The sequence below is a fragment of the Frigidibacter sp. SD6-1 genome (assembly GCF_030143255.1).
Classification (GTDB): Bacteria; Pseudomonadota; Alphaproteobacteria; order Rhodobacterales; family Rhodobacteraceae; genus TMP-24.
The window spans coordinates 327,367-351,069 of record NZ_JARJNR010000001.1; the positions used below are offsets into that span (position 1 = coordinate 327,367).

Consider the following 23,703-nt stretch of genomic DNA (forward strand, 5'->3'; position numbering starts at 1 on the left):
AACAGGAGATATCATGTCTGTCACCGAGCTTTCCGGCGCGACTGCGCCGACCACGGGCGCGTCCCGTACCAATCCGCTCTATTTCGCCGTCTGGCGCTGGCATTTCTACGCAGGGCTCTATGTCGTGCCCTTCCTGATCATGCTCGCCGTCACCGGCTTCTTCATGATGTGGTTCACCGCCATCGCGCCCGAATATGGCGACCGGCTGGCGGTCGAACCGGCGGGCGAGGCCCTGAGCCTTGCCGATCAGGAAAGCGCGGCCCTTGCGGCCGTCCCCGGCGCCACCGGCCTTGCGGGCTACACGGCGCCCTACGACGCAGCCACGCCCGCGCTTTTCTCCATCCTCGACGCCGAGGGGGGGGAACGGGTCGTGGCGCTCGATCCCTACCGGGGCACCGCGCTGCGGATCACGGCCGAGGGCGACACCTGGAACGCCCTTGCCGAGGACATTCACGGCTCGCTGCTGATCGGCACCCTCGGCGACCGGCTTATCGAGATTGCCGCCTCGCTCGGCCTTCTTCTTGTCGCCAGTGGCGTCTACCTCTGGTGGCCCAGAAATGGCGGGTCGGTCCGCGACCTTTTCCTGCCGCGCCTTGCCGCCCGGGGCCGGGCCTTGTGGAAGTCGCTCCATTCCGTCACCGGCGCCTGGACCGCTATCCTTCTCGCCTTCTTCTTCGTCACCGGCCTCGCCTGGTCCGGGGTCTGGGGCGAGAAATTCGTGCAGGCCTGGTCGAGCTTTCCGGCCGAGAAATGGGACAATGTCCCCCTGTCGGATGCGACCCACGCCAGCATGAACCATTCCGAGAAAGAGGTGCCCTGGGCGCTGGAACAGACGCAGATGCCGCAATCGGGTTCGCAAGCGGGAATGGCCGGACTGGCCGAGGGCTCGGCGGTGACGCTGGAAAGCGTCGTGGCACTGGCGCGCCAGATCGGCTTTGACGGCCGTTTCCGCCTGACGCCTCCGGGGGACGAGACCGGTGTCTGGACCATCGCGCAGGATTCGATGAGCTACGACAGCCCGGACCCGACCGCCGACCGCACGGTCCATGTCGACCGCTATTCCGGCCGGATTCTCGCCGAGGTTCGCTTCGCCGACTATTCGCTTGCGGGCAAGGCGATGGCGGTCGGCATCGCCCTGCACGAGGGGCAGACGGGCCTGTGGAACGTCATCCTGAACGGGCTCTTCTGCCTTGCCGTCGTGATGCTTTGCCTTTCGGGGATCGTGATGTGGTGGCTGCGCCGCCCGGCCAGCACGGTGCGCCTTGCCGCCCCGCCCACGGCCCAGAACGCGCCCCTGACCCGGGGCGTGGTCCTGATCGCCATCCTCTTGTCAATGGCCGTCCCGATGCTCGGCCTGACACTCATGGCCGTTCTGGTGGCGGATATTGCGATCCTGTCGCTGGTGCCCGGGCTGAAGCGGGTGCTCAGCTAGCCTCTCGGATCGCGGCGGGCCAGATAGTCCGCCGCGATCTGCCGCAGCCGGGCCCCGTCGAACGGCGGACCGTGGCCGCCAAGGGCGAGGCGGCAGTCGAAGGCGGCAAGGCGCCGCATCGTCGCCCGGTAGGCCGCGATGTCGGCGCCCGCTATGTCATCGACCAGTTCATCGTCATAGATCGCGTCGCCGGTCAGCAGGAGCCCGTCCCGTTCATCGAAGAGCCCGATCGAGCCCGGCGAATGGCCGGGCAGGTGCAGGATGGTGAAGGCGCGGTCGCCAAGGTCGATTCGCTCGCCGTCCGCCAGTGTCGCGGTCAGTGGCGCCGGGGCAAGCGCCCAGTCGGACAGCGTGAAACCGGGATGGGGCAGGGCGGAAAGGCTCGGTCCCGCGCGCTCCTCGCGAAACCAGTCCTGAAAGGTCAGCCCGGGGGCCACGGTCGCGAAGCACTCCGCCTCCGCCAGATGGCCGCGCCGGTCGGGAAATTCGTGAAAGCCGCCGATATGGTCGACATGCGCATGGGTCGCGACGGCGATCACCGGTTTGCCTGGCGTGAGTGGGAGGGCAGGCCGCAGGGGCGCGACGCCGCAGCCGAAATCGACTTGCAGGTCCGCGTCACGGCCCCGTACCGTGTAGAGGTTGGCGGAAAAGAACGGATGAACCGCCGGTTCGGTCGTGACCCAAAGGCCGGGCTGAAGTTCCTTGGTCGCAAACCAGCCCGCCACCATGGGCCTACAGCATGCCGGGCACGACCTGATCGGGTGGGCGGTGACCGTCGGCGAAGGTCTTGATGTTGATGATCACCTTCTCGCCCATCTCGATCCGCCCTTCCATCGTCGCCGATCCCATGTGCGGCAGAAGAACGACATTGGGCAGCGCGCGCAGACGTGGGTTCACCTCGGTGCCATGTTCATAGACATCAAGGCCCGCGCCCGCGATCTCGCCCGCGCGCAGCATCCGCGTCAGCGCATTCTCGTCGATCACCTCGCCGCGCGACGTGTTCACGATCACCGCCGATGGCTTCAGAAGTTTCAGCCGCCGCGCGTTCATCAGATGGAAGGTCGATGGCGTGTGCGGACAGTTGATCGAGATCACATCCATGCGCGCCACCATCTGGTCGAGGCTTTCCCAGAAAGTGGCCTGCAGCTCGGCCTCGGTCTCCGGGCGCAGGCGGCGGCGGTTGTGATAATGGATCTGCATGCCGAAGGCCGAGGCGCGGCGCGCGACCGCCTGGCCGATCCGGCCCATGCCGAGGATTCCCAACCTTTTGGCCCCGAGCCGCCCGCCGAGGAAGGCAGTTGGCGACCAGCCGCCCCAGCTTCCGCCCTGCATCGCGGCCATGCCTTCGGGCAGGCGGCGGATTACGGCAAGCATCAGGGCCATGGTCATGTCGGCCGTGTCCTCGGTCAGGACGCCGGGCGTGTTGGACACGAGGATTCCGCGCTGGCGGGCGGTCGAGACATCGATATTGTCGACCCCCGCGCCATAGTTGGCGATCAGCTTCAGCCGCTCGCCCGCTTGCGCCAGCAGGGTCGCGTCGATCTGGTCGGTGATGGTCGGCACCAGCACATCGGCGCGACGCATGGCGGCGGCAAGATCCTCGCGGCTCATCTTCTCGTCGCTGTCGCGCAGCTCGACGTCGAACAATTCCTTCATCCGCGTCTCGACCGGCTCGGGCAGGCGCCGCGTGACCACCACTGTCAGCCGTTCGCTCCGCATCGCTCGCTCCTTCGTCCTGCCATCCAGTCCGGGCTTTCGCCCCGACGCCCCTGATGGCAAAGTGCAGCGCAATCGGGTAAGCCACAAGCCCGAAAGATTATTGCGAGGCGGTTGACGTGACGAGGCTGATCCCAGGCCAACGGCAAATCAGGGCGGGCGCCCGGGCACTGGTCATGGCTTTGGCCTTGGGACTTTTGCCGCTGCCTCTCCTCGCGCAGGAAGAGGGCGAGGGGATGGCCGCGCCCGCGCCCGGCGGCGCGGTCGAGCCCGGCAAGGGCCCGGTCACCAACCTGCCGCTGCCGCGCTATGTCTCGCTCAAGACCTCCGATGGCAACGTGCGGCGCGGCCCCTCGCTCGAACACCGCATCGACTGGGTTTTTCGCCATCGCGACATGCCCCTCAGGGTCACGGCCGAGTTCGAACACTGGCGCCGGGTCGAGGATGAGGAGGGGCAGGGGGGCTGGATCTATTACACGCTTCTCTCCGGGGTCAGGACCGTGCTCGTGACCGAACCGGATACATTGCTTCATGTCGGCCCCGGCGAGAAGACTGCGGTCCTTGCCAGGGCGTCCCAAGGGGTGATCGGCAAACTCGGTCCCTGCACGCTCGACTGGTGCGAGATCACGGCGGGCGGCGAGACCGGCTGGGTCGCCAAGACCCAACTCTGGGGTGTGGACGCGGACGAGGTACGGGAATGAACCGTCCGGGTGCTGTCGGGCTGAACCTCTCGGCGGGGGTGGCCTCGGTTTCGGTGGCGCTTCTTCTCGTGGCGCTGAAGCTCTGGGCGCTTGGGCATACACAAGCGCTCTCGGTCGCGGCCTCGCTCGCCGACAGCGCGCTTGATCTGATGATGTCCTTGGGCGGGCTGATGGCGATCCTTTATGCCGCGCGGCCGGCGGACGAGGATCATGCCTTCGGCCATACGTCGGTCGAGGATCTCGCGGCCCTCGGCCAGTCGGTTTTCATCCTGATCTCGGGGGGCGTGATCGGCTGGGCGGCTGCGGGACGGCTTCTCTCCGACGCGCCCTCGCCGATCGCGGACGAGGCGCGCGGCATGGCGGTGATGGGGCTCTCGATCCTGGTGACGCTCGGCCTTGTCCTCTGGCAGCGGCGGGTCGCGCGCCGCACCGGCAGCCGCGTGGTCGCCGCCGACAGCCTGCATTACATGTCCGATCTGGTGCCGAACATCGGCGCCTTGGCGGCCCTCTTGATGTCGCGGCATTTCGGCCTCGGCCAGGTCGATTCCGTCGTGGCGCTCGGCGCGGCGCTGATGCTGGTTCTCGGCTCGTTCAGGATCGGCAAGGGCGCCTGGGACGCGCTGATGGACCGCCGCGCCGATCCGTCCGTGATAGAAGGCATCGCCGCCATCGCCCGCGACTGGCCCGGGGTGCGCGGCTTTCACGACCTCAAGACCCGCATGGCCGGCAGCCGGGTCTTCGTCAACATCCATATCGAGCTCGACGGTGACCAGTCGCTGCGCGACGCCCATGCGATCGGCGCGGGCCTGAGGCGCCGGATCATCGAGACCTATCCCGACTGCGACGTGATCGTTCACAAGGACGTGGCGGGCGAGACCTGAGCCATGGTGTCTGACGGGCGCCTCCTCGTGCGCCTGCGGCTTCTCGTCGGGGGGGCGAGGAGCGCCCGACGGGCGGCGAGAAGCCCCCTTGCCCGATCGGCGGGCCGCCTCCCTGTACCTCTTCAAGTACATGTTGGCCAAGGCGAGGAGCGGCCGAAGGCCGACGACGAGCGCCGCCCCCCGGGGGAAAACCGCTCCGCACCAGGGTCGCTGGCGCGCTACTGCAGTAGGACCGAGCGCGCGGCCAGCCGTTTCCGCGCGCCCTCCGTGAAGCCCGCCGCCAAAGTTGCCCGCAGCGGCACGGCGACCTCATAGCCCCGGTTCCGGGCTGCGAGCGCGGTCTTCAGGACGCAGTAGTTCAGATCGAGACCGACAATATGCAGTTTCCCCGCATCGAGCCGCGCCAGCAGACGGTCAAGCTCGCCCGTCCGGAACGCGTCCTGTACCGGTTTGACCAGGACATGATCGGCGATTCCGGCGAAAGGCACAGCGATCTCGGTCCCCGGCGTCCCGGCGATGGCCCGGCCCTTCATCGTCAGTCGCGCGAGGCATCGCGTCGAGGGGACCGACCATTCCTGACGCAGCGCTATGACCGGATGGCCCGCTGCCTTCGCGGCCGCGACCTCGTCAAGGATGGCCGACCGGGCCTCTTCCTTCGCCGTACTGGAATAGGGACCATCATCCCAGAAGACCGTCTGCAGATCGACCAGCAGCAGTGCCGTGCCGGATCGCCGCCCGATCGGCCTTCCCTTGCTAACCGCGCCGATGCGACGCACGCCGTCGCCCAGCCACAGCAGCAGCCCAAGACCGGCCGCACCCAACAGATACCCGATCATCCTTCTACCTTTCCAGCGTGATGCTTCAGCTTCCCGACAAGGGCGAGGACGACCGTCAGCGCGGTCCGGGCATCCTCCGCGTCGATATCGGCGCCGATCGCCGCGACCAGCGCCCGTTCGCGCGCGATCACCTGGCCGATCACCGCGCGCCCCTCTTCGGTCAGCGCCAACAGGATCGACCGCCTGTGCCGGGGATTGGGTCGCTGAACCGTCAGCCCGGCGCCAAGCGTCTCGTTGACCATCAGCTGTACATATTGCCGGTTGATGTCGAGCTTGCGGGCGATGTCGGGCACCGTCGCATCGCCATGGGCGTGCAGGATCTCAAGCACCGCGCGCATCCTGACGGTCAGGCCGGTACCCGCGAGCCCCTGCTCGACAGAGGCTTCCGCCGCCTGCATCAGCGGGCGTGACATCCAGATCAGGCGGTAGAGGAGGTCGGTCTTTTCCATGACACTATGAATGTCATTACGACAATCATAATGTCAATACCGGAAACCGACCCTCTCGGGGACACGCTCACCTGTCCGCCAAAGAAAAACCCCGCCGCAGCGGGGTTTTCCGTCGGACAGTGGCAGGGCCTTACTTCGGAATGTCGCCGGTGATCCCTTCGACATAGAAGTCCATGCCCAGAAGGTCGCCATCCGGCGCGGTCTGGCCCTCGGCCAGCCAGGCGGAGCCGTCCTGCTTGTTGATCGGACCGGTGAACGGGTGGTAGGTCCCCGCCGCGATCGCATCGCGCATGGCCTCGGCCTCGGCCTTCACTTCGGCCGGAACCGCCGCCGTGATCTCGCCGATGCCCACTTCGCCGCCCGCGATCCCTTCCCAGGCGTCAGCCTGCGCGTAGGAGCCGTCCAGGAGCGCGCCGACGCGCTTCACATAATAAGGCGCCCAGTTGTCGATGATCGACGACACGCGCGGCCCGTCCTTGTATTCGGCCATGTCGGAGGCCTGGCCGAACCCGATCACCGCGCCATTGGTCTTGGCGGCTTCAGCGAGCGGAGCGGTCGAATCGGTGTGCGAGGCAATCACGTCGACGCCCTGGTCGATCAGCGCCTTGGCGGCATCGGCTTCCTTGGCCGGGTCGAACCAGGTGTAGGCCCAGACGACCGACAGTTCGACGTCCGGGTTCACCTTCTTGGCGTGCAGGTAGTAGCTGTTGATGCCCATCACGACCTCAGGGATCGGGAACGAGGCGATGTAGCCGATCTTGTTCGACTTGGTCATGCGGCCCGCGATCGTGCCCTGCACAGCGCGGCCTTCATAGAAGCGGGCGTTGTAGGTCGAGACGTTCTCGCTGTTGCGCATGAAGCCGGTGGCATGTTCGAACTTCACGTCCGGGAACTTGGCCGCCACCGCGTTCGTCGGATCCATGTAGCCGAACGAGGTGGTGAAGATGATGTTGCAGCCGCCAAGCGCCATCTGGGTCAGCACACGTTCGGCGTCCGCACCCTCGGGCACGCTTTCCTGCCACTGGACCTCGACCTTGTCGCCAAAGGCTTCCTGCACCGCCAGCGCGCCCTGATGATGCTGATAGGTCCAACCGCCGTCACCGATGGGGCCCACATAGACGAAGCAGGCCTTCACATGGTCCATGCCCGCCGCCAGCGCCGCGCCACCGGTCAGCGCGAGGCCGAGACCGAGGGCTGCAGTGGTCATTAGGGTTCTTCTCAGCATTCCTTTACTCTCCCGTTGGTGGGGCCTTGGTGCGCCCCGTTGGTTTTGCCGTTGGTTTTGCCGTCTGCCGCCGCCTCAGCGTGCGGCGTGGAAATTCTGGCCGAGGCTCGCGGGGGCATTCAGCGCCGCGCGACCCCTGCCAGAGGACATGATAACCAGCACCAGAATGGTTATCAGATAGGGTGACATAGACAAGTACTCGACCGGGATCGCCGATCCGGCGGCCTGCAGGTTGAGCTGCAAAACCGTAATGCCGCCAAAGAGATAGGCGCCGATCAGCACCCGCCAGGGCCGCCAGGAGGCGAAGACGACGATGGCCAGCGCGATCCAGCCCGCGCCCGCGGTGATCCCGTCGACCCACTGCGGCACGCGGACAAGGCTGACATAGGCCCCGCCAAGCCCCGCCATCGCGCCGCCGAAGGCGATGCAGCCGAGGCGAATGCGGTTGACCTTGTAGCCGAGCGCATGCGCCGCCTCGTGGCTTTCGCCCACCGCGCGGATAATGAGGCCAAGGCGCGTGGCCTTCAGCACCCACCAGACCACAGCGACCAGAGCAATCGACATATAGACCATCCAGTCATGGTCGAAGAGGATCGGACCAAGGGCCGGAATATCGGCCAGCGGCCCCATCGGCACCGAGAGGGTCGGCGGCGGCTTGATGCCGTTGTAGCCTTGTCCCATCAGCGAGGCGAAGCCGAGGCCGAAGAGCGTCAGCGCAAGGCCTGTCGCCACCTGATTGGCCAGAAGAACCTGGGTCAGGAAGGCGAAGACGAGGCTCAGCGCGGCGCCGCCGACTGCGCCGCCGAGGAAACCCATCACCGGGCTGCCGGTCTGGACCGCGGTGATGAAGCCGCAGATCGCGCCCACGATCATCATCCCCTCGACGCCCAGATTGAGCACGCCCGATTTCTCGACGACAAGCTCGCCGAGCGCCGCCAGCATGATCGGGACCGCCGCCACCATGAGCGAGGCGATCAGAATGACCGGATTGATACCGCCGAACTCCATCACCGTGCCCCCATGAGTGCAGAGCGGATGCGATAATTGGTCAGCACATCGACGCCCAGAAGGAAGAAGAGAAGCATGCCCTGAAAGACCTGGATCGCGGCCGAAGGCAGGCCCATGTTGGTGGCGGCCATCTCGCCGCCGACATAGGTCAGCGCCATCAGGAAGCCCGCCAGCACGATCCCCAGGGGATTGAGCCGGCCGAGGAACGCCACGATGATCGCGGTGAAGCCATAGCCCACGTTGAAGTCGATCGAGATCTTGCCCGCCGGTCCCGTCACCTCGAAAAGTCCAGCAAGCCCTGCCAGCGCGCCCGAAAGCCCCATGCACAGAAGGACGAGCCTTTCAGGGTTCACGCCATGGAAGCGTGCCGCGCGCGGCGCCTGACCGGCCAGCTTGATTTGGAAGCCGAGGATATGGCGGCTGAGAAGCACATAGGCTGCAACTCCCGTCGCCAGCGCCGCGACACCGCCCCAATGCAGGCCTGATCCGGCGATCAGTTCCGGGTTGGACGCCGCCGTGTAGGATGAGAAGGACCGGCTGCCCGGAAAGCCTGCGCCCTCGGGGTTCCTGAGAAACCCGGTCGAGGCCTTGGCAAGGATCGTCTCGGCCACATAGACCAGCATCAGCGAGACGAGGATTTCATTGGTGTTGAACCGCGTCTTCAGGATCGCCGGGATCATCGCCCAGGCCCAGCCGCCAAGCGCGCCCGCAAGGATCGCCAAGGGAAAGACCAGGCGGCTTTCGGTCGGGTAAAGCGCCAGCGCCACGCCCGCGCCGCAGATCGCGCCCATGATATACTGGCCCTCGGCCCCGATGTTCCAGATACCGGCCCGGAACCCGAGCGACAGGCCGATGGCAATGAGGATCAGCGGCCCCGCCTTCACCAGAAGCTGGCCGCGCAGGTAGAAGGCGAATTCGCCGAAGAGCGGGTCCCAGAAGATCGTCCTGATCACCGCGACGGGGTTCTTGCCCAGAAGCCCGAACAGGATCCCGCCCGCGATCATCGTCAGAAGGACGGCCACGACAGGCGTCGCATAAAGCCAGAACTTCGAAGGGGTCGGCCTTTTTTCAAGCCTCAGCATGGTGACTTCCCCCCGACCGTCGGCTGCGGCAAATTCCTTCGAAGGAATTTGCCAATTTTCTTGCAAGAAAATTGGCGTTGCTCACACATGGTGGGCCACCTCCATACCGTGGGCGCCGCCCATCATCAGTCCGATCTCGTCGATCGTCAGGCCCTGCACGGGGCGCGGTTTGGTCAGCCGCCCCTCGTTCAGGACCGCGAACTGGTCGGCGATTTCCAGAAGTTCGTCGAGGTCCTGGCTGATCACCACCACGCCCGCGCCTTCGGCGGCGCGATTGAGGATCGCCTGGCGGATCGCGGCGGCAGCGGCCGCATCGACGCCCCAGGTGGGCTGGTTGATCACGATCACCTCGGGGCTCTGGTCCAGCTCGCGCCCGATCAGGAATTTCTGCAGGTTGCCGCCCGACAGGGCGCGCGCCGCGACATGGCTGCCGGGCGTCCGCACATCATAGCTGGCGATCACCTCCTCGGCGAATGTCCTGGTTGCGGCCCAGTCGATGAAGCCGTTCCTCGTCAGCCCCCGGCGCAAGGCGCCGGTCAGGAAAGCGTTCTCGATCAAGGACATGTCCGGCGCCGCCGCATGGCCGTAGCGATCTTCCGGCGCGGCCACCAGCCCCGCCTTGCGCCGATCCGCCGGGCCGAGATCGCCTGCTGCATGGCCGCCGATCCTGACCTTGTCGGCCCCGGTCCGCAATTCGCCCGACAGCGCCAGCAACAGTTCGTCCTGTCCGTTGCCGGCCACGCCCGCGATGCCCAGAACCTCGCCCCGCGCCACGGTGAAGCTCACGCCCTTCAGCGAGGTGCCGAACGGGATGGGCGAGTTGGCGGACAGATCGGTCACGCCCAGAACGACCTCGCCCTTCTCGCCCGGATGACGTTCGGGCGGCGACAGTGTCGCGCCCACCATCATTTCGGCCAGTTCACGCGCGGTCTTTTCGCGCGGCGTGCAGGTGGCGACCACCTTGCCGCGCCTCAGGATCGTCGCCTCGTCGCAAAGCGAGCGAATCTCCTCAAGCTTGTGCGAGATATAAAGGATCGCCGTACCTTCCGCCGACAATTGCCGGAGTGTGCGGAAGAGGATCTCCACCTCCTGCGGCGTCAGCACGCTGGTCGGCTCGTCCATGATCAGAAGCTTGGGGTCCTGCAACAGACAACGGATGATCTCGACCCTTTGCCGCTCTCCCGCCGACAGATCGCCCACCATGCGGGCAGGGTCCAAGGGCAGGCCATATTCCTCGCTCACCGCCCGGATGCGCGCTGCCAGTTCCCGCATCGGCGGCGGGTTTTCCATGCCGAGCGCCACGTTTTCCGCGACATTCAGCGCCTCGAACAGCGAGAAATGCTGGAAGACCATGGCCACACCCGAGGCCCGCGCCTCACCGGGCTTTCCCGGCGTGTAGGGTGCGCCGCGAAAGGTCATTTTCCCCTCGTCGGGACGCACCAGCCCGTAGATCATCTTCACGAGCGTCGACTTGCCCGCGCCGTTCTCGCCCAGAAGCGCATGCACCTCGCCCTCGCCGACCGCGAAGGAAACATCGTCATTGGCGCGCACGCCGGGATAGCTCTTGGATATCCCCTCGATCTTCAGAAGCTCTGGCCGTGTCATGCCGTTCCGTCCCCCCTCATGCGCTGAGCGCGCCGTCCGTTGCACCGGATTTTCTCTCGCGGCCTTGTTCCAAAAACTCCGCGGCCACGCCAATGGCAATCGCCTGCGGATGCTTGCCATACTCCACCCGTCCGATCGGGCACTGGATACGCCCGATCCGTTCCGCAGCATGGCCGAGCGCCTGAAGCCGTGACCGGAACCGCGCCCACTTGGTTTCCGATCCGATCAGCCCGAGCCGGACGAACCCGTGGCTCAGCAGCCGGTGGCAAAGTTCCAGATCCAGCGCATGGCTGAAAGTCAGGACCAGATGCTCGGCACTTGCGGGCGCCTCGGCCACCAGATCGGCCGGGTTCGCGGCGATCCGCTGTACCACCCCATCGGGCAGGTCCGGGAACCTGTCGGCTGCCGTATCCACCCAGGTGATCCGCAGGTCCGGCAGGGTGGCCATGGTCGCGACGATGGCGCGACCGACATGACCCGCGCCCCAGACCCACAGATCGCGCTTTGGCCGGGCGAAAGGTTCCACGAACCAGCCCTGCACCACGCGGGCCGCAGGCAGGGCCCCTTCGCCCCGCGCTTTCGCCATAAGGCGTCTTACCGTTAGCGGCATGTCGGGGCTCTGACCGGGAAGCGGACGCGCGACAAGCGGCCCCGCGAGCGCCGCGAGCCGTGCGCCATCCCAGGGTTCGGACAGCAGAACCACCGCCCCGCCGCAACATTGGCCAAGCGTCGGGCCGAGCGGCAGCCGGTCCACCCGCGCCGCGCCGCCCTCGGCAAGCATTCTCCGCGCCGCCAGTGTCGCTTCATGTTCCAGCGTGCCGCCGCCGATCGTGCCCTCCTGGCCATCGGCCCAGACCACCAGCGACGCCCCGACCTCGCGCGGCGTAGAACCGGCGATGTCGGCGACGACGACGCGCACAACCGGCCCATGAAGGTTCGCAAGCCGCACCATCTGGTCGCGGTCAAACCCCATCAGCCCGTCCCCCGCGCGCGCTTCACCGCCGCCAGAACCGCCTCTGCCGTCGCCGGGGCCTGCAGGTCGGGCCAGTTGGACCCGCAGGCCGCACAGGCCGCCGCCAGCGCCGAAAAGGCGGATATGCCGTGCATGAACGGCGGCTCCCCCACCGCTTTCGACCGATAGATCGTCTCTTCCCGGTTCGGCCCGTCCCAGAGCGCGACGTTGAAGATGCGCGGCCGGTCCGAACAGGCGGGGATCTTGTAGGTCGAGGGCGCATGGGTGCGAAGCCGCCCCTTGTCGTCCCACACGAGCTCCTCGGTCGTCAGCCAGCCCGCGCCCTGCACATAGGCGCCCTCGACCTGACCGATATCCAGCGCCGGGTTCAGGCTCGCGCCCGCGTCATGCAGGATATCCGTGCGCAGGATGCGGTTCTCGCCGGTCAGCGTGTCGATCACGACCTCGGTCACCGACGCACCATAGGCAAAGTAATAGAATGGCCGCCCGCGCCCCGCCTTGCGGTCCCAGGTGATCTTGGGCGTCGCATAGAAGCCGGTCGACGAAAGGCTGACCCGGCCCTGATAGCAGCGCCTCGCCGCCTCCTCGAACCCCATTTCCTCGCCGCCCACCTTGACCCGGCCGCCCTCGAACCGGACCGAGGCAGGCTCCGCCTGATGCTCGCGCGCCAGAAACTCGGCCATCCGCTCGCGGATCGTGTCGGTCGCGGCCTTCGCCGCCATCCCGTTCAGATCGGCGCCCGACGAGGCCGCCGTGGCCGACGTGTTCGGCACCTTGCCCGTGTCGGTCGCGGTGATCTGCACCGCGCCCGGGTCAACGCCAAACCCCGCCGCCACGACCTGTGCCACCTTGCGGTTCAGGCCCTGACCCATCTCGGTGCCGCCATGGTTCAGGTGGATCGAGCCATCCTGATAGACATGCACCAGCGCGCCCGCCTGATTGTAATGCGTCAGCGTGAAGGAAATACCGAACTTCACCGGCGTCAGCGCGATCCCTTTCTTCAGGATCTCGTTCTTGGCGTTCCAGTCCGCCACCGCCGCCTTGCGCGCCTGAAAAGCCGCGCTCCCCTCCAGCCGCTCGGTCAGCGCGCCCAGGATGAAGTCCTCGACCTCCATGTGATAGGGCGTCGTCTGCCCCTTCATCTTGGCCGAAATACCTTGGGGGTGCGGGGGCAAAGCCCCCGCGTCTTGATAATAGTTCACCTTCCGCACGTTCAGCGCATCCAGCCCCAGCACATGCGCGACATGATCCATCACCCGCTCGATCCCGATCATGCCCTGCGGGCCACCAAACCCACGGTAGGCGGTCGCTGACTGGGTGTTGGTCTTCAGCCGGTGACTCTCGATGCGCACATGCTCCAGATTGTAGGCATTGTCGGAATGCAGCATCGCCCGGTCCGCGACCGGCAGGCTGAGGTCCATCGACCAGCCGCAACGCACCAGATGACGGAAGTCGATCCCGAGGATCCGGCCCTTCTCGTCGACACCCGCGCGATAGTCGATGCGGAAATCATGGCGCTTGCCGGTGATCATCATGTCATCGTCGCGGTCATAGCGCATCTTGGCCGCGCGGCCTGTCATGCGCGCCACGATGGCCGTCGCGCAGGCCAGCGCATTGCCCTGGCTTTCCTTGCCGCCGAAACCGCCGCCCATGCGCCGCATCTCGACCCGGACCGCGTTCATATGCGTGCCGATCGCCTCGGCCACCTTGTGCTGGATCTCGGTCGGATGCTGCGACGAGCAATGAACCGTCACGCCGCCTTCGTTCGGCACGGACAACGCCACCTGGCCCTCAAGGTAGAAATGCTCCTGCCCGCCCATGTCGAACGTGCCCTCGACCACGCGCGGCGCCTTCGCGATAGCGCCCGCCGCATCGCCCTTCGACCAGATCACCGGGCCATCCTCGAACCGGCTGTTCGCCGCCAGGGCCTGATCGACGGTCAGAAGGGCAGGGCGCTCCCTGTAGCTGATCTGCCCGAGCCGCGCGGCCTTGCGCGCCTGCAAGTGGCTTTCGGCCACCACCAGAAAGATCGGCTGGCCGACGAAATGCACCGTGCCGCGCGACAGCATCGGCTCATGATCGCCCGAGGGCGAGACATCGTTTTCGAACGGCAGGTCATCGGCGGTCAGAACCGCGACCACACCCGGTGCGGCGCGGACCGCCGACAGGTCCATCGACGTGATCTCGCCATGGGCGATCGTTGACAGGCCGAAGGCCAGATGCAGCGTATCCGCTGGAACCGGCAGGTCGTCGACATAACGCGCGCGGCCCGTCACATGGAGCGCGGCGCTGTCGTGGGGAAGCGAGGCACCAATGCTCATGCCACCACCTCCAGAACCGAGGCTGCCTTGCCGTCGCGTTCATGGAAATAGCGCAAAAGCATGTTCTGCGCGCTTTCCAACCGGTAGCCAGCCGAGGCGCGCATGTCGGTCATCGGCTTGAAATCCCTTGAAAATTCCGGCAGAGCCGCGCGGACCGTTGCTTCGGCCCAGGCCTGGCCCACCAGCGCATTCTCAACGTTCGCTGCACGCTTGGGAATGCCCGCCATGCCGCCGAAGGCGATCCGCGCCGCCTCGACGCGCCCCGACCGCAGCGTGACATTGAAGCATCCGCAGACCGCCGAAATATCCTGATCGAACCGCTTCGACAGCTTGTAGCAGGCCAGATCGGGCGCCGCGGCCGGGATCGTCACCGCCTCGACGAATTCACCCTTCGCGCGGTCCTGCTTGCGATAATCGAGGAAGAAATCCTCCAGCGCGATCTCGCGCCGCGCCTCGCCCTTGCGCAAATGCAGCTTTGCCCCCATCGCGATCAGCGCGGGCGGCGCGTCGCCGATGGGCGAGCCATTGGCGATATTGCCGCCGATCGTCGCCGCGCCCCGGACCTGTTCCGAGGCGAAGCGGCGCAGCAGTTCGGCGAAGGCCGGATGGCTGTCACCAAGCGCCGACCGCAGCCGCTGGATGGTGACGCCCGCACCGATGCGGATCGTGCCGTTCTTCTTGTCGATCCCTTGCAGATCCTTGCAGGCATGAAGAAACGCGACCTCGGGCAGCTCCATCAGCATCTTGGTGACCCAAAGCCCGACATCCGTCGCCCCCGCGATCAGCGTCGCATCGGGATGGGCGAGGTACCAGCCCGCCAGCGCGTCCGACGTGGCAGGCGCAAAGGGTGCCTTGCCGCCCGCCAAGGGGCGCAGGTCCTCCGTCATCCATTCCGGCACCGGGGCGGTCTCCGCCGCCTCCGCCGCGCGGATGATCGGCGCGTAACCCGTGCAGCGGCAGAGGTTGCCCGCCAGCCGGTCGTCATGATCTGTCGCGCCTTCCTTGTGCGCGACCGCCATCGAGACGACAAACCCCGGCGTGCAGAAACCGCACTGGCTGCCATGATGGTCGACCATCGCCCGCTGCACCGGATGCAGAGCGCCATCGGGCCCCGACAGGCCTTCGACGGTCCGAACCGCCTTGCCGTGCAGCTGCGGCAGAAACAGGATGCAGGCATTCAGCGCGCGCGATCCGCCCTCGTCGGTGACCATCACCGTGCAGGCGCCGCAATCGCCCTCGTTGCAGCCTTCCTTGGTGCCCCGAAGGCCCCGGACCTCGCGCAAATAGTCAAGCAGGGTCCGCGTGGGGCTTTCGCCCGCAACCCGGACCGGCGTTCCGTTCAAGAGAAACGCTATGTCGCTCATCGCGTCTGTCCGCCGCCTTCTCCTCGTCCGGGGTTTCGTGCCATCGCCCGATGCGGCGTAAAGCGAAGGACACCCCCGTCTCCCTGCCGTCATGAAGCGCCGAGGGGCGCGCGTTGGCAAGCATAACTTCAAGTGAATCCGATAAATCAGTTTCGCAATTTCCCGAAAGATCGGCGGCTGACCGCCACCGGGCGGGAGGCCGGGCAAATCGAGGGGTGACGGGCGGGAAAACCGCCGCTAGCGTACCCGCCACCACTCAAGAGGGGCAAAAAGCCCCCGCAACGCCGGAGACCCCCATGCAGACAACAGGTTTGATCCTGGTGCTCGCAATCCTCATTGCCGTCGTTCTTCTGTCCCTGTTTTCGATCCTTTTCCGCCGCAAGTGCCACGCCGCCCGGACCCGCATCGCTCAAGGTCCCTCGGGGCTCGATCAGTCCGGTCGCCTTCCGCCCCTCGTCCGCGACTTCGCGATGAGGGGCGGGGCGGAGGTCGGCGCGGGCCATCTGGCGCTGGTCCTGACGCAAGCCGCCGAACTCCGGCTCAAGCGCGGCGGCCTCTTCGCCCGCTTCCGCGCCCGCCAGATCGTGGGCCTCGGCCGTCCCGGCTTCGTCTGGCAGGCGCGCCAAGGCTTCGGCCCGCTGACCCGGCTGCGCGTCGCCGATGTCTTCGTCGAAGGCGAGGGCTGGCTTGAAGCGCGGCTTTTCGGGGCGCTGACGGTCGCGCGCGCCAACGGGGTCGAGACGACCTTGGGCGAGGCCTACCGCTATCTCGCCGAACTGCCCTGGGCGCCCGATGCGATCCTCGGCAATCCCGAGATCGCCTGGCGCATGTTGGGCGAGGATCAGGCCGAGGCCAAGCTCGACACCCGCGTCGGCACCGCCCGCGTGACCTTCCGCTTCGATGCGGCGGGCGACATCGTGGCGATGGAGGCGCGCGAGCGCCCCGCGCGCGATGCCGCGGGAAAACCGGTGCGCTACGACTGGCGCGGCCAGTTCGGCGATTACCGCCAGATCGGCGCCCGCCGTGTGCCTGCCTATGGCGAGGTCGGCTATGATTACCCCGAAGGGTTCGAGATCTACTTCCGCAGCCGCATCACCGACTGCCAGCCCGCCGGTCACTGACGCGACGCCGGGCGCCGGAAAATCCTTCGCGAAGGATTTTCCGGGGAGGGAAGAATTTTCGTGAAAATTCTTCCCCGCTCCCCTATCGGTGAGCCATGAGCTCTCCCCGATTCATCCATCTTCGCACCCACACCGAATATTCGCTTCTGGAAGGGGCGGTGCCGGTCAAGAAGCTGATCGGCCTGTGCGAGAAGGCGGGGATGCCTGCCGTCGCGGTCACCGATACCAACAACCTCTTCGCCGCGCTCGAATTCTCGGTGACCGCCAAGGGTGCAGGGCTTCAGCCGATCGTCGGCTGCCAGATCTCGCTCGGATACGACCCTGCCCAGCCCGGCGAACGGCCGCGTGCGCCTGCACCCATCGTCCTGCTGGTCCAAAGCGAGGCAGGCTACATGAACCTGATGAAACTCAACTCCTGCCTCTATCTCGATGCGGGTGGCGAGCTGCCGCAGGTCACGCTGGACGAACTCGCCGCCCATGCCGATGGCCTCATCTGCCTGACCGGCGGCCCCGACGGGCCGGTCGGGCGCTTTCTGCAGGCCGGGCAGGGGCCGAAGGCCGAGGCGCTGATGAAGCGCCTCGCGGCAATCTACCCCGACCGGCTTTATGTCGAGCTGCAGCGCCATCCGGGCGAGGGCGGCCAAAGGCCCGAGGCCGAGCGGCTGACCGAACGCGGCTTCATAGAGATGGCATATGCGATGAACCTGCCGCTCGTTGCCACGAACGATGTCTATTTCCCGAAACCCGACATGTACGAGGCGCATGATGCGCTGATCTGCATCGCCGAAGGCGCCTATGTCGACCAGCAGGACGCCCGCCGCCGCCTGACGCCGCAGCATTATTTCAAGTCCGAAGCGGAAATGGCGGCCTTGTTCGCCGACCTGCCGGAGGCGCTGGAAAACACGGTCGAAATCGCCCGCCGCTGCGCTTTCGCCGCGAAGAAGCGCAACCCGATCCTGCCCAGATTCGCCGATGACGAGGTCGAGGAACTGCGCCGTCAGGCCTGGGATGGGCTGAAGGCCCGCCTCGCCGTCATCCCCCATTCCGCCACGGTCGAGGAATATGAAGACCGGCTGAAGTTCGAACTTGGCATCATCGAACAGATGGGGTTCCCCGGCTATTTCCTGATCGTTGCCGATTTCATCAAATGGGCGAAGGACCACCATATCCCCGTCGGCCCCGGCCGGGGGTCGGGCGCGGGCTCGCTGGTGGCCTATGCGCTCACCATCACCGACCTTGACCCCTTGCGCTATTCGCTGCTGTTCGAGCGGTTCCTCAACCCCGAACGGGTCTCGATGCCCGACTTCGACATCGACTTCTGCATGGACCGGCGGGAAGAGGTGATCCAGTATGTTCAGGGCAAGTACGGCCGTGACCGGGTGGGTCAGATCATCACCTTCGGCGCGCTTCTGTCGAAAGCCGCCGTCCGCGATGTGGGCCGCGTCCTGCAGATGCCCTATGGCCAGGTGGATCGCCTGTCGAAGCTGATCCCGGTCGAGGGGGTGAAACCCGTCTCGATCGAAAAGGCGCTCGCCGACGAGCCGCGCCTGCGCGAGGCCGCGCGGGCAGAAGAGGTGGTCAAACGCCTGCTCGACTACGGCCAGAAGATCGAGGGGCTCCTGCGCAACGCCTCGACGCACGCGGCGGGGGTAGTCATCGGCGACCGCCCGCTCGACGAGCTGGTGCCGCTCTACCAGGATCCCCGCTCCGACATGCCCGCGACCCAGTTCAACATGAAATGGGTCGAGGCGGCGGGGCTGGTGAAGTTCGACTTCCTCGGCCTCAAGACCCTCACCGTCATCCAGAACGCGGTCGACCTCATCCGCCAAAGCGGCCGCCATCTGCATATCGCGCCCGATGGCCGCCAACTTTATGCGCCGCCCGAAAGCGCGGTGGACGAGATCAATGCCATCCCCCTCGACGACAAGGCCAGTTACGACCTCTATTCCGCCGCCCGCACGGTCGCCGTCTTCCAGGTGGAAAGTACCGGCATGATGGATGCGCTGAGGCGCATGAAACCCACCTGCATCGAGGATATCGTGGCGCTCGTGGCCCTATACCGCCCGGGGCCGATGGAGAACATCCCAACCTACTGCGAGGTCAAGAACGGGCTTCGGGATCTGGAATCGATCCACCCGACCATCGACCATATCCTTGAGGAAACCCAGGGCATCATCGTCTATCAGGAACAGGTGATGGAGATCGCCAAGGTCATGGCAGGCTACTCGCTGGGCGGCGCCGACCTTCTGCGCCGCGCGATGGGCAAGAAGATCAAGGAGGAGATGGACAAGGAACGCCCGAAATTCATCGAGGGCGCCAAGAAGACCCATGACGTGCCCGCAAAGAAAGCCGGAGAGGTCTTTGATCTTCTTGAGAAATTCGCGAACTACGGTTTCAACAAGTCCCACGCCGCAGCTTACGCCGTGGTCAGCTACCAGACCGCCTGGCTGAAGGCCAATCACCCGGTCGAATTCATGGCCGCGGTGATGAACTGCGATATCCACCTGACCGACAAGCTCGCCGTCTACAAGCGCGAGGTCGATCAGATGGGGATCGAGACAGTGGCGCCTTGCGTCAACCGCTCGCTTGCCACCTTCACCGTACGCGAAGGACGGCTTGTCTATGCGCTGGGCGCTTTGAAGAACGTCGGCGTCGAGGCAATGAAGATGATCGTCGCCGCGCGGGCAACCGAGCGCGGCGAGAAACCCTTCGTCACGCTTTTCGATTTCGCCCGCCGCGTGGACCTCAAACGCCTCGGCAAACGGCCCCTGGAAATGCTCACCCGTGCAGGCGCCTTCGACGTTCTCGACCCCAATCGCAAACGGGTCTTCGAAAGCCTCGACGCGCTCGCCGCCTATTCGGCCGCCATCCACGAACAGTCGGGGTCGGCCCAGGTCTCGCTTTTCGGCGAGGCGGGCGACGATCTGCCCGAACCGCGTCTTGCAGTGACGAACGACTGGCTGCCGGTCGAGCGGCTCGCCGAGGAGCATCAGGCGGTGGGCTTCTATCTCTCCGGCCATCCGCTCGACGACTACCTCCCCGCGCTCCGCCGCAAGCAGGTGATGACGCTTGCCGAACTCACCGCCGCCGCCGAACGCGGGCCGATGGTGGCGAAACTCGCGGGCACCGTCTCCGCCCGGCAGGAACGCAAGTCGGCCAAGGGCAACCGCTTCGCCTTCGTCTCGCTCTCCGACCCGACCGGGCTTTACGAGGTCACGGTCTTTTCCGACACGCTCGAGGCCGCGCGCCAGCACCTTGAGCCGGGTCTTGCGGTGGTCCTCACCGTCGAGGCCAACCTTGAAGGCGAGACGCTGAAACTCCTCGCCCGCGCCGCGCAGCCGATCGATTCCATCGCCGCCGACGCAGTCAGCACGGGCCTGCGCGTCCATGTCGATACCGCCGAAGCCGTTGCCTCGGTCGCGGGGCTTCTGTCACGCATGGCCGCCGAGATGAAGGGCCGCGCCAAGCCCGGTGCCATCAGCTTCGTCGTCGCCGACCGCGAGACCGGCGCCGAAGTCGAGGTCTCGGCAGGCCGCGACTTCCCGGTCAATCCTCAGATCAAGGGTGCGATCAAGTCGATGGAGGGGGTCGCGCTGGTGGAGGAGGTCTGACGCGGCCTCTCCGTCGAAAAATCTTCGCGAAGATTTTTCGAAACTGCCCGGTGACTGCCGAAAAATCTTCGCGAAGATTTTTCGGCCCCGGCGTTGCGCCTCTCACGCCGCCTTCTCGAACCGGGCTGGCAGGTCACCCAGCCGCTTGGCCTCGTCGATCATGGCGCCCACATCGGCGTCGAGCGAGGCCGCAAGCTGCGCAAAACTCTCGATGACGAAATAGACCGGCTGGACGATGTCGATCCGGTAGGGCGAGCGGAAGATGGTCATCAGATCGAAGGGCAGCATCTCGGCCTTGCCCGACAGCGCATGCGCCGCCTCTGACGGCGAGGAGGCGATGCCCGCGCCGTACCCGCGCAAGCCCTCCGGCGTGCGGATCATCCCGAATTCGACCGTGAACCAGAAGAGCCGGAACATCCGCCAGCTGTAGGGCTTGCCGAGCGCTTTGGCTTTCGTCCCGAACCGTTCGATGAAGGCGGCATAATCGGGGTCGGTCAGCAGCGGACAATGGCCGAACACCTCGTGGAAGATGTCCGGCTCCTCGATATAGTCCATCTCTTCCCGGCGGCGCAGGAAGGTCGCGACCGGGAACTTCTTCTGCGACAGGAGATCGAAGAACTGCGCGGGCGGGATGATCGCGGGCACGCCCACGACGCCCGCGCCAGTCAGGGTGGCCAGCCGCGCATCAACATCGCGGACCTGCGGCACATGGCCTTCGTTCAGCCCCAGCCGCGTGACGCCGTCAAGATAGGCGGGCACCATCTTGTCCTGCAGAAAGGCGAACTGGCGGGCGAACAGCTCGCCCCAGACCGCATCCTCCTCGGGAGAATAGGAGAAAGTGCCGTCCGGCCGGGCCAGTTTCGATTCATATCCCGCCAAGTTCGCCTCCCGCCTTTGACCAGCCCAGTCTGCCACGGCTGGAGCGGAAATTTCTTTCAATCCTGCCGGTATTGGCCTATTTTCGGGTGAAATTTTCCGTCGTTGTGGGTGTAATGGAATTATCTGATCACGAATCCGCAATCTTGCGGGAAATTCAGCAGGACAGCTCTCTGTCCCTGTCCGACCTTTCCGCGCGCACCGGCATCGCCCAGTCGACCCTCTGGCGCAAGCTGAACGAGATGGAGGCGGCGGGCATCATCCGTGCCCGCGTCGCGTTGCTCGATCCGGCAAAGGTCGGCGCGAAGCTTTGCGTCCTGGCCCAGATCAGCCTCATGGACCATTCAGAGGCTTGCGTCACCGGTTTCACCCAGCTTGTCCGCCGCCTGCCCGAAGTGCTCGAATGTCATTCGGTCTCGGGTCAGGCCGATTACATGCTGAAGGTCCGCTGCCGCGACGTCGAGGCCTACGAGGCTTTCATGTCGCACCACCTTCTGCGCTCGGGCTTCGTGCGCGCCGTGCAGTCGAGCTTTGTCCTGAAAGAGATCAAGGCGACGACCGCGCTGCCGCTTGGCTGAGGGAACTGGCTGGCGCAGGGCGGCGATGCGGCTAGACTGCGCAAAAGTGCGAGGTTGGCCATGTGGCTCGGTCTGAAGCTATTGTCGATCCTGATCGCGGTTCTGGGGGCGACGATCCTGCTTCTGCGCCTGCTCTTCAGCTTGCCAAGCCCTGAGGGGCGAAATGCGAGCGCGGTTCTACCACTGTCAGACGACAGCGAACTCGTGCGCCAGATCGGGCCGCTTTCGGCAAGCCATCCCGGTCTTTCCGGGATCGTGCCGCTGCATTCCGGGGCCGAGGCCTTTGCCGCGCGCATCCTTCTGGCCCGGGCCGCGCGCGCCTCGATCGACGCGCAATATTACATCTGGCAGAACGACATCACCGGAATCCGCCTGCTTGAGGAGCTGAAGGCGGCCGCCCTGCGCGGCGTGCGCGTGCGGCTTTTGGTCGACGACAATGGCACACCGGCGCTTGATGCCGAACTGGCCGCCCTGAATGCGTTGCCGACCTTCGAAGTGCGCGTCTTCAACCCGTTCAACCTGCGCAGTCCCCGGCTTCTGTCCTATACGTTCGATTTCTTCCGGCTGAACCGGCGGATGCACAACAAATCCTTCACCGTGGACGGCGTCGCCACGATCATCGGCGGCCGCAACGTGGGCGACATCTATTTCGCCCGGGCGGCGGAATCGCAATATTCCGACCTCGACCTGCTGGCCGTGGGCCATGTGGTGCCCGACGTCGGCACGGATTTCGACGCCTATTGGAACAGTGCCTCTGCCTATCCGCATGAGCTGCTGGTGGACCCGCCCGCCGAAGGCATCGCCCGCTTCGATGCACGCATGACCGAAGTGCGCGCCGATCCGGGTAACGAGCAATATGCCGCTGCCGTCGCTTCGACCCCGCTGGTAAAGTCGCTGATGGAGGGAACGCTCAATTTCGACTGGGCCGAGACGATCCTCGTTTCCGACGATCCGGCCAAGGGGCTTGGCCAGGTGCCGCGCGATCAGCTTCTGATCGGCCGCCTGTCGCCAATTGTCTCGGAAGCGGCAGCGCGCATCGACCTGATCTCGGCCTATTTCGTTCCGGGCTCGCGCGGGTCCGAGCTGTTGGCCGAAGCGGTGGCGCGCGGCATCCGGGTCCGGACACTCACGAATTCTCTTGAGGCGACCGATGTGATCCCGGTCCATGCCTCCTACACCAAATACCGCAAGGGGCTCCTGCAGGCGGGGGTCGAAGTCTACGAGTTGAAGGCCAATCCCGGGTCGCACGAGACCGCCGCGCGGCTGGGCATCCTCGGTAGCAAGGCCGCGAGCCTGCATGCCAAGACCTTCACCATCGACGGCAAGGAAGTGTTCGTGGGTTCGTTCAATTTCGACCCGCGCTCGCTGCTTCTCAATTGCGAAATGGGCTTTCTCGTCAAAAGCCCGCGCCTCGCCGCCCTGATGACCCGCCGGTTCGAGGAGGATCTGAACGATGCCGCCTGGCACGTGACCTGGGAAAAGGGGCGGGGGCTTGAGTGGGCCGGGCGCGCGGCAGATGGCAGTGCCGAAGTGGCCGAGCACGAACCCGGCGCCACGCTGATGAACCGGCTGGCGCTGACAGTGATCGGCTGGCTGCCGATCGAATGGCTGATGTGACGACGCTTTCAGTGGCCTACCAGTGCGGTGGCTTCTGATCGGCCAGCGGGATCGTGCCGCCCCCCATCGCTTCGGCCTCCGCCGCCCGCTCCATCAAGAGCGCCATGTGCCGTTTCAGCCGCTCGATCTCCTGGGCCTGCCGCGCGACGACGTCCGACAGATCCTCGACCGTGCGGGTCAGGTAGGCGATGGCCTCCTCGGCCTTTTCGAGCTTGGTCTCGGTCATCGCTTGGGGCCTTTCTGTCGGGACGGATGCGGGGCGCTGCCGGGGTGCTGGCGGGACGCCGACGGTACAAGCTTGTCGCGC

20 protein-coding genes are annotated in these 23,703 nt (G+C 66.0%); 7 read left to right on the top strand and 13 right to left on the bottom strand.

Annotation, left to right across the window (positions count from 1 at the left end):
- The first annotated feature begins 13 nt into the window (after positions 1 to 13).
- The gene (locus tag P0645_RS01605) at positions 14 to 1,432 is read left to right on the top strand and encodes a PepSY-associated TM helix domain-containing protein (RefSeq protein ID WP_284162803.1); all 1,419 of its coding nucleotides are present in this window, start codon (positions 14 to 16) and stop codon (positions 1,430 to 1,432) included.
- Here P0645_RS01605 and P0645_RS01610 read toward each other — a convergent pair.
- Positions 1,429 to 2,160 (bottom strand): MBL fold metallo-hydrolase, encoded by a 732-nt coding sequence (locus P0645_RS01610; protein WP_284162804.1) that lies wholly within the window; start codon positions 2,158 to 2,160, stop codon positions 1,429 to 1,431. The genes P0645_RS01605 and P0645_RS01610 overlap by 4 nt on opposite strands.
- A gap of 4 nt (positions 2,161 to 2,164) precedes the next feature.
- The gene (locus P0645_RS01615) at positions 2,165 to 3,151 is read right to left on the bottom strand and encodes a 2-hydroxyacid dehydrogenase (protein ID WP_284162805.1); all 987 of its coding nucleotides are present in this window, start codon (positions 3,149 to 3,151) and stop codon (positions 2,165 to 2,167) included.
- Between the two features lie 173 nt (positions 3,152 to 3,324).
- On the opposite strand from P0645_RS01615, the gene P0645_RS01620 reads away from it, so the two are divergent.
- Positions 3,325 to 3,849, top strand: a complete 525-nt coding sequence (locus P0645_RS01620; RefSeq protein WP_502854774.1) for an SH3 domain-containing protein — start codon at positions 3,325 to 3,327, stop codon at positions 3,847 to 3,849.
- Positions 3,846 to 4,730 (top strand): cation diffusion facilitator family transporter, encoded by an 885-nt coding sequence (locus P0645_RS01625; protein ID WP_284162806.1) that lies wholly within the window; start codon positions 3,846 to 3,848, stop codon positions 4,728 to 4,730. The genes P0645_RS01620 and P0645_RS01625 overlap by 4 nt, the downstream gene beginning before the upstream one ends.
- Before the next feature lie 218 nt (positions 4,731 to 4,948).
- On the opposite strand, the gene P0645_RS01630 is transcribed toward P0645_RS01625, so the two are convergent.
- From P0645_RS01630 to xdhA, 9 genes are all read right to left on the bottom strand, one after another.
- A complete protein-coding gene (locus P0645_RS01630) occupies positions 4,949 to 5,566 on the bottom strand; it encodes a cysteine hydrolase family protein (RefSeq protein WP_284162807.1) in 618 nt (205 codons plus the stop codon).
- Positions 5,563 to 6,015 (bottom strand): MarR family winged helix-turn-helix transcriptional regulator, encoded by a 453-nt coding sequence (locus P0645_RS01635; RefSeq protein WP_284162808.1) that lies wholly within the window; start codon positions 6,013 to 6,015, stop codon positions 5,563 to 5,565. Before P0645_RS01635 ends, P0645_RS01630 begins: the two co-directional genes overlap by 4 nt.
- A gap of 130 nt (positions 6,016 to 6,145) precedes the next feature.
- Positions 6,146 to 7,240 carry a BMP family ABC transporter substrate-binding protein gene (locus P0645_RS01640; protein ID WP_284162809.1) on the bottom strand — a complete coding sequence of 365 codons (1,095 nt, stop codon included), beginning with the start codon at positions 7,238 to 7,240 and terminating at the stop codon, positions 6,146 to 6,148.
- 75 nt (positions 7,241 to 7,315) lie between these two features.
- A complete protein-coding gene (locus P0645_RS01645) occupies positions 7,316 to 8,248 on the bottom strand; it encodes an ABC transporter permease (protein WP_284162810.1) in 933 nt (310 codons plus the stop codon).
- On the bottom strand, positions 8,248 to 9,330 hold the full coding sequence (locus tag P0645_RS01650) for an ABC transporter permease (protein ID WP_284162811.1): 1,083 nt from the start codon (positions 9,328 to 9,330) through the stop codon (positions 8,248 to 8,250). Before P0645_RS01650 ends, P0645_RS01645 begins: the two co-directional genes overlap by 1 nt.
- Before the next feature lie 81 nt (positions 9,331 to 9,411).
- On the bottom strand, positions 9,412 to 10,935 hold the full coding sequence (locus P0645_RS01655) for an ABC transporter ATP-binding protein (protein WP_284162812.1): 1,524 nt from the start codon (positions 10,933 to 10,935) through the stop codon (positions 9,412 to 9,414).
- Between the two features lie 16 nt (positions 10,936 to 10,951).
- Positions 10,952 to 11,908 (bottom strand): xanthine dehydrogenase accessory protein XdhC, encoded by a 957-nt coding sequence (gene xdhC / locus P0645_RS01660; RefSeq protein WP_284162813.1) that lies wholly within the window; start codon positions 11,906 to 11,908, stop codon positions 10,952 to 10,954.
- Complete coding sequence (gene xdhB / locus P0645_RS01665; protein ID WP_284162815.1) at positions 11,908 to 14,229, bottom strand: xanthine dehydrogenase molybdopterin binding subunit; 2,322 nt, start codon at positions 14,227 to 14,229, stop codon at positions 11,908 to 11,910. The genes xdhC and xdhB overlap by 1 nt, the downstream gene beginning before the upstream one ends.
- A complete protein-coding gene (xdhA, locus tag P0645_RS01670) occupies positions 14,226 to 15,593 on the bottom strand; it encodes a xanthine dehydrogenase small subunit (protein ID WP_284162816.1) in 1,368 nt (455 codons plus the stop codon). The genes xdhB and xdhA overlap by 4 nt, the downstream gene beginning before the upstream one ends.
- 296 nt (positions 15,594 to 15,889) lie before the next feature.
- On the opposite strand from xdhA, the gene P0645_RS01675 reads away from it, so the two are divergent.
- A complete protein-coding gene (locus P0645_RS01675) occupies positions 15,890 to 16,714 on the top strand; it encodes a DUF6544 family protein (protein WP_284162817.1) in 825 nt (274 codons plus the stop codon).
- Positions 16,715 to 16,809: 95 nt separating this feature from the next.
- Positions 16,810 to 20,325: a DNA polymerase III subunit alpha gene (gene dnaE / locus P0645_RS01680; RefSeq protein ID WP_284162818.1), complete on the top strand. Its 3,516-nt coding sequence runs from the start codon at positions 16,810 to 16,812 to the stop codon at positions 20,323 to 20,325.
- Between the two features lie 102 nt (positions 20,326 to 20,427).
- Here the strand turns inward: dnaE and P0645_RS01685 are convergent, their stop codons facing one another.
- Positions 20,428 to 21,204 carry a phenylalanine 4-monooxygenase gene (locus tag P0645_RS01685; protein WP_284162819.1) on the bottom strand — a complete coding sequence of 259 codons (777 nt, stop codon included), beginning with the start codon at positions 21,202 to 21,204 and terminating at the stop codon, positions 20,428 to 20,430.
- A 113-nt stretch (positions 21,205 to 21,317) separates the two neighbouring features.
- Here P0645_RS01685 and P0645_RS01690 point away from each other — a divergent pair, with 113 nt between their 5' ends.
- Positions 21,318 to 21,779, top strand: coding sequence for an Lrp/AsnC family transcriptional regulator (locus P0645_RS01690; protein ID WP_284162820.1), 462 nt, complete (start codon positions 21,318 to 21,320; stop codon positions 21,777 to 21,779).
- Between the two features lie 60 nt (positions 21,780 to 21,839).
- Positions 21,840 to 23,396: a phospholipase D family protein gene (locus P0645_RS01695; RefSeq protein ID WP_284162821.1), complete on the top strand. Its 1,557-nt coding sequence runs from the start codon at positions 21,840 to 21,842 to the stop codon at positions 23,394 to 23,396.
- Positions 23,397 to 23,412: 16 nt separating this feature from the next.
- On the opposite strand, the gene P0645_RS01700 is transcribed toward P0645_RS01695, so the two are convergent.
- A complete protein-coding gene (locus P0645_RS01700) occupies positions 23,413 to 23,622 on the bottom strand; it encodes a SlyX family protein (RefSeq protein WP_284162822.1) in 210 nt (69 codons plus the stop codon).
- Positions 23,623 to 23,703 lie beyond the last annotated feature (81 nt).

Coding starts and splice junctions, on each gene's coding strand:
- P0645_RS01605 (WP_284162803.1), top strand. CDS start 14: ATGTCTGTCACCGAGCTTTCCGGCGCGACTGCGCCGACCACGGGCGCG.
- P0645_RS01675 (WP_284162817.1), top strand. CDS start 15,890: ATGCAGACAACAGGTTTGATCCTGGTGCTCGCAATCCTCATTGCCGTC.
- P0645_RS01690 (WP_284162820.1), top strand. CDS start 21,318: ATGGAATTATCTGATCACGAATCCGCAATCTTGCGGGAAATTCAGCAG.
- P0645_RS01645 (WP_284162810.1), bottom strand. CDS start 8,248: ATGGAGTTCGGCGGTATCAATCCGGTCATTCTGATCGCCTCGCTCATG.
- P0645_RS01625 (WP_284162806.1), top strand. CDS start 3,846: ATGAACCGTCCGGGTGCTGTCGGGCTGAACCTCTCGGCGGGGGTGGCC.
- P0645_RS01610 (WP_284162804.1), bottom strand. CDS start 2,160: ATGGTGGCGGGCTGGTTTGCGACCAAGGAACTTCAGCCCGGCCTTTGG.
- P0645_RS01635 (WP_284162808.1), bottom strand. CDS start 6,015: ATGGAAAAGACCGACCTCCTCTACCGCCTGATCTGGATGTCACGCCCG.
- dnaE (WP_284162818.1), top strand. CDS start 16,810: ATGAGCTCTCCCCGATTCATCCATCTTCGCACCCACACCGAATATTCG.
- xdhA (WP_284162816.1), bottom strand. CDS start 15,593: ATGAGCGACATAGCGTTTCTCTTGAACGGAACGCCGGTCCGGGTTGCG.
- P0645_RS01650 (WP_284162811.1), bottom strand. CDS start 9,330: ATGCTGAGGCTTGAAAAAAGGCCGACCCCTTCGAAGTTCTGGCTTTAT.
- P0645_RS01700 (WP_284162822.1), bottom strand. CDS start 23,622: ATGACCGAGACCAAGCTCGAAAAGGCCGAGGAGGCCATCGCCTACCTG.
- P0645_RS01620 (WP_502854774.1), top strand. CDS start 3,325: ATGGCTTTGGCCTTGGGACTTTTGCCGCTGCCTCTCCTCGCGCAGGAA.
- P0645_RS01615 (WP_284162805.1), bottom strand. CDS start 3,151: ATGCGGAGCGAACGGCTGACAGTGGTGGTCACGCGGCGCCTGCCCGAG.
- P0645_RS01695 (WP_284162821.1), top strand. CDS start 21,840: ATGTGGCTCGGTCTGAAGCTATTGTCGATCCTGATCGCGGTTCTGGGG.
- xdhB (WP_284162815.1), bottom strand. CDS start 14,229: ATGAGCATTGGTGCCTCGCTTCCCCACGACAGCGCCGCGCTCCATGTG.
- xdhC (WP_284162813.1), bottom strand. CDS start 11,908: ATGGGGTTTGACCGCGACCAGATGGTGCGGCTTGCGAACCTTCATGGG.
- P0645_RS01640 (WP_284162809.1), bottom strand. CDS start 7,240: ATGCTGAGAAGAACCCTAATGACCACTGCAGCCCTCGGTCTCGGCCTC.
- P0645_RS01630 (WP_284162807.1), bottom strand. CDS start 5,566: ATGATCGGGTATCTGTTGGGTGCGGCCGGTCTTGGGCTGCTGCTGTGG.
- P0645_RS01655 (WP_284162812.1), bottom strand. CDS start 10,935: ATGACACGGCCAGAGCTTCTGAAGATCGAGGGGATATCCAAGAGCTAT.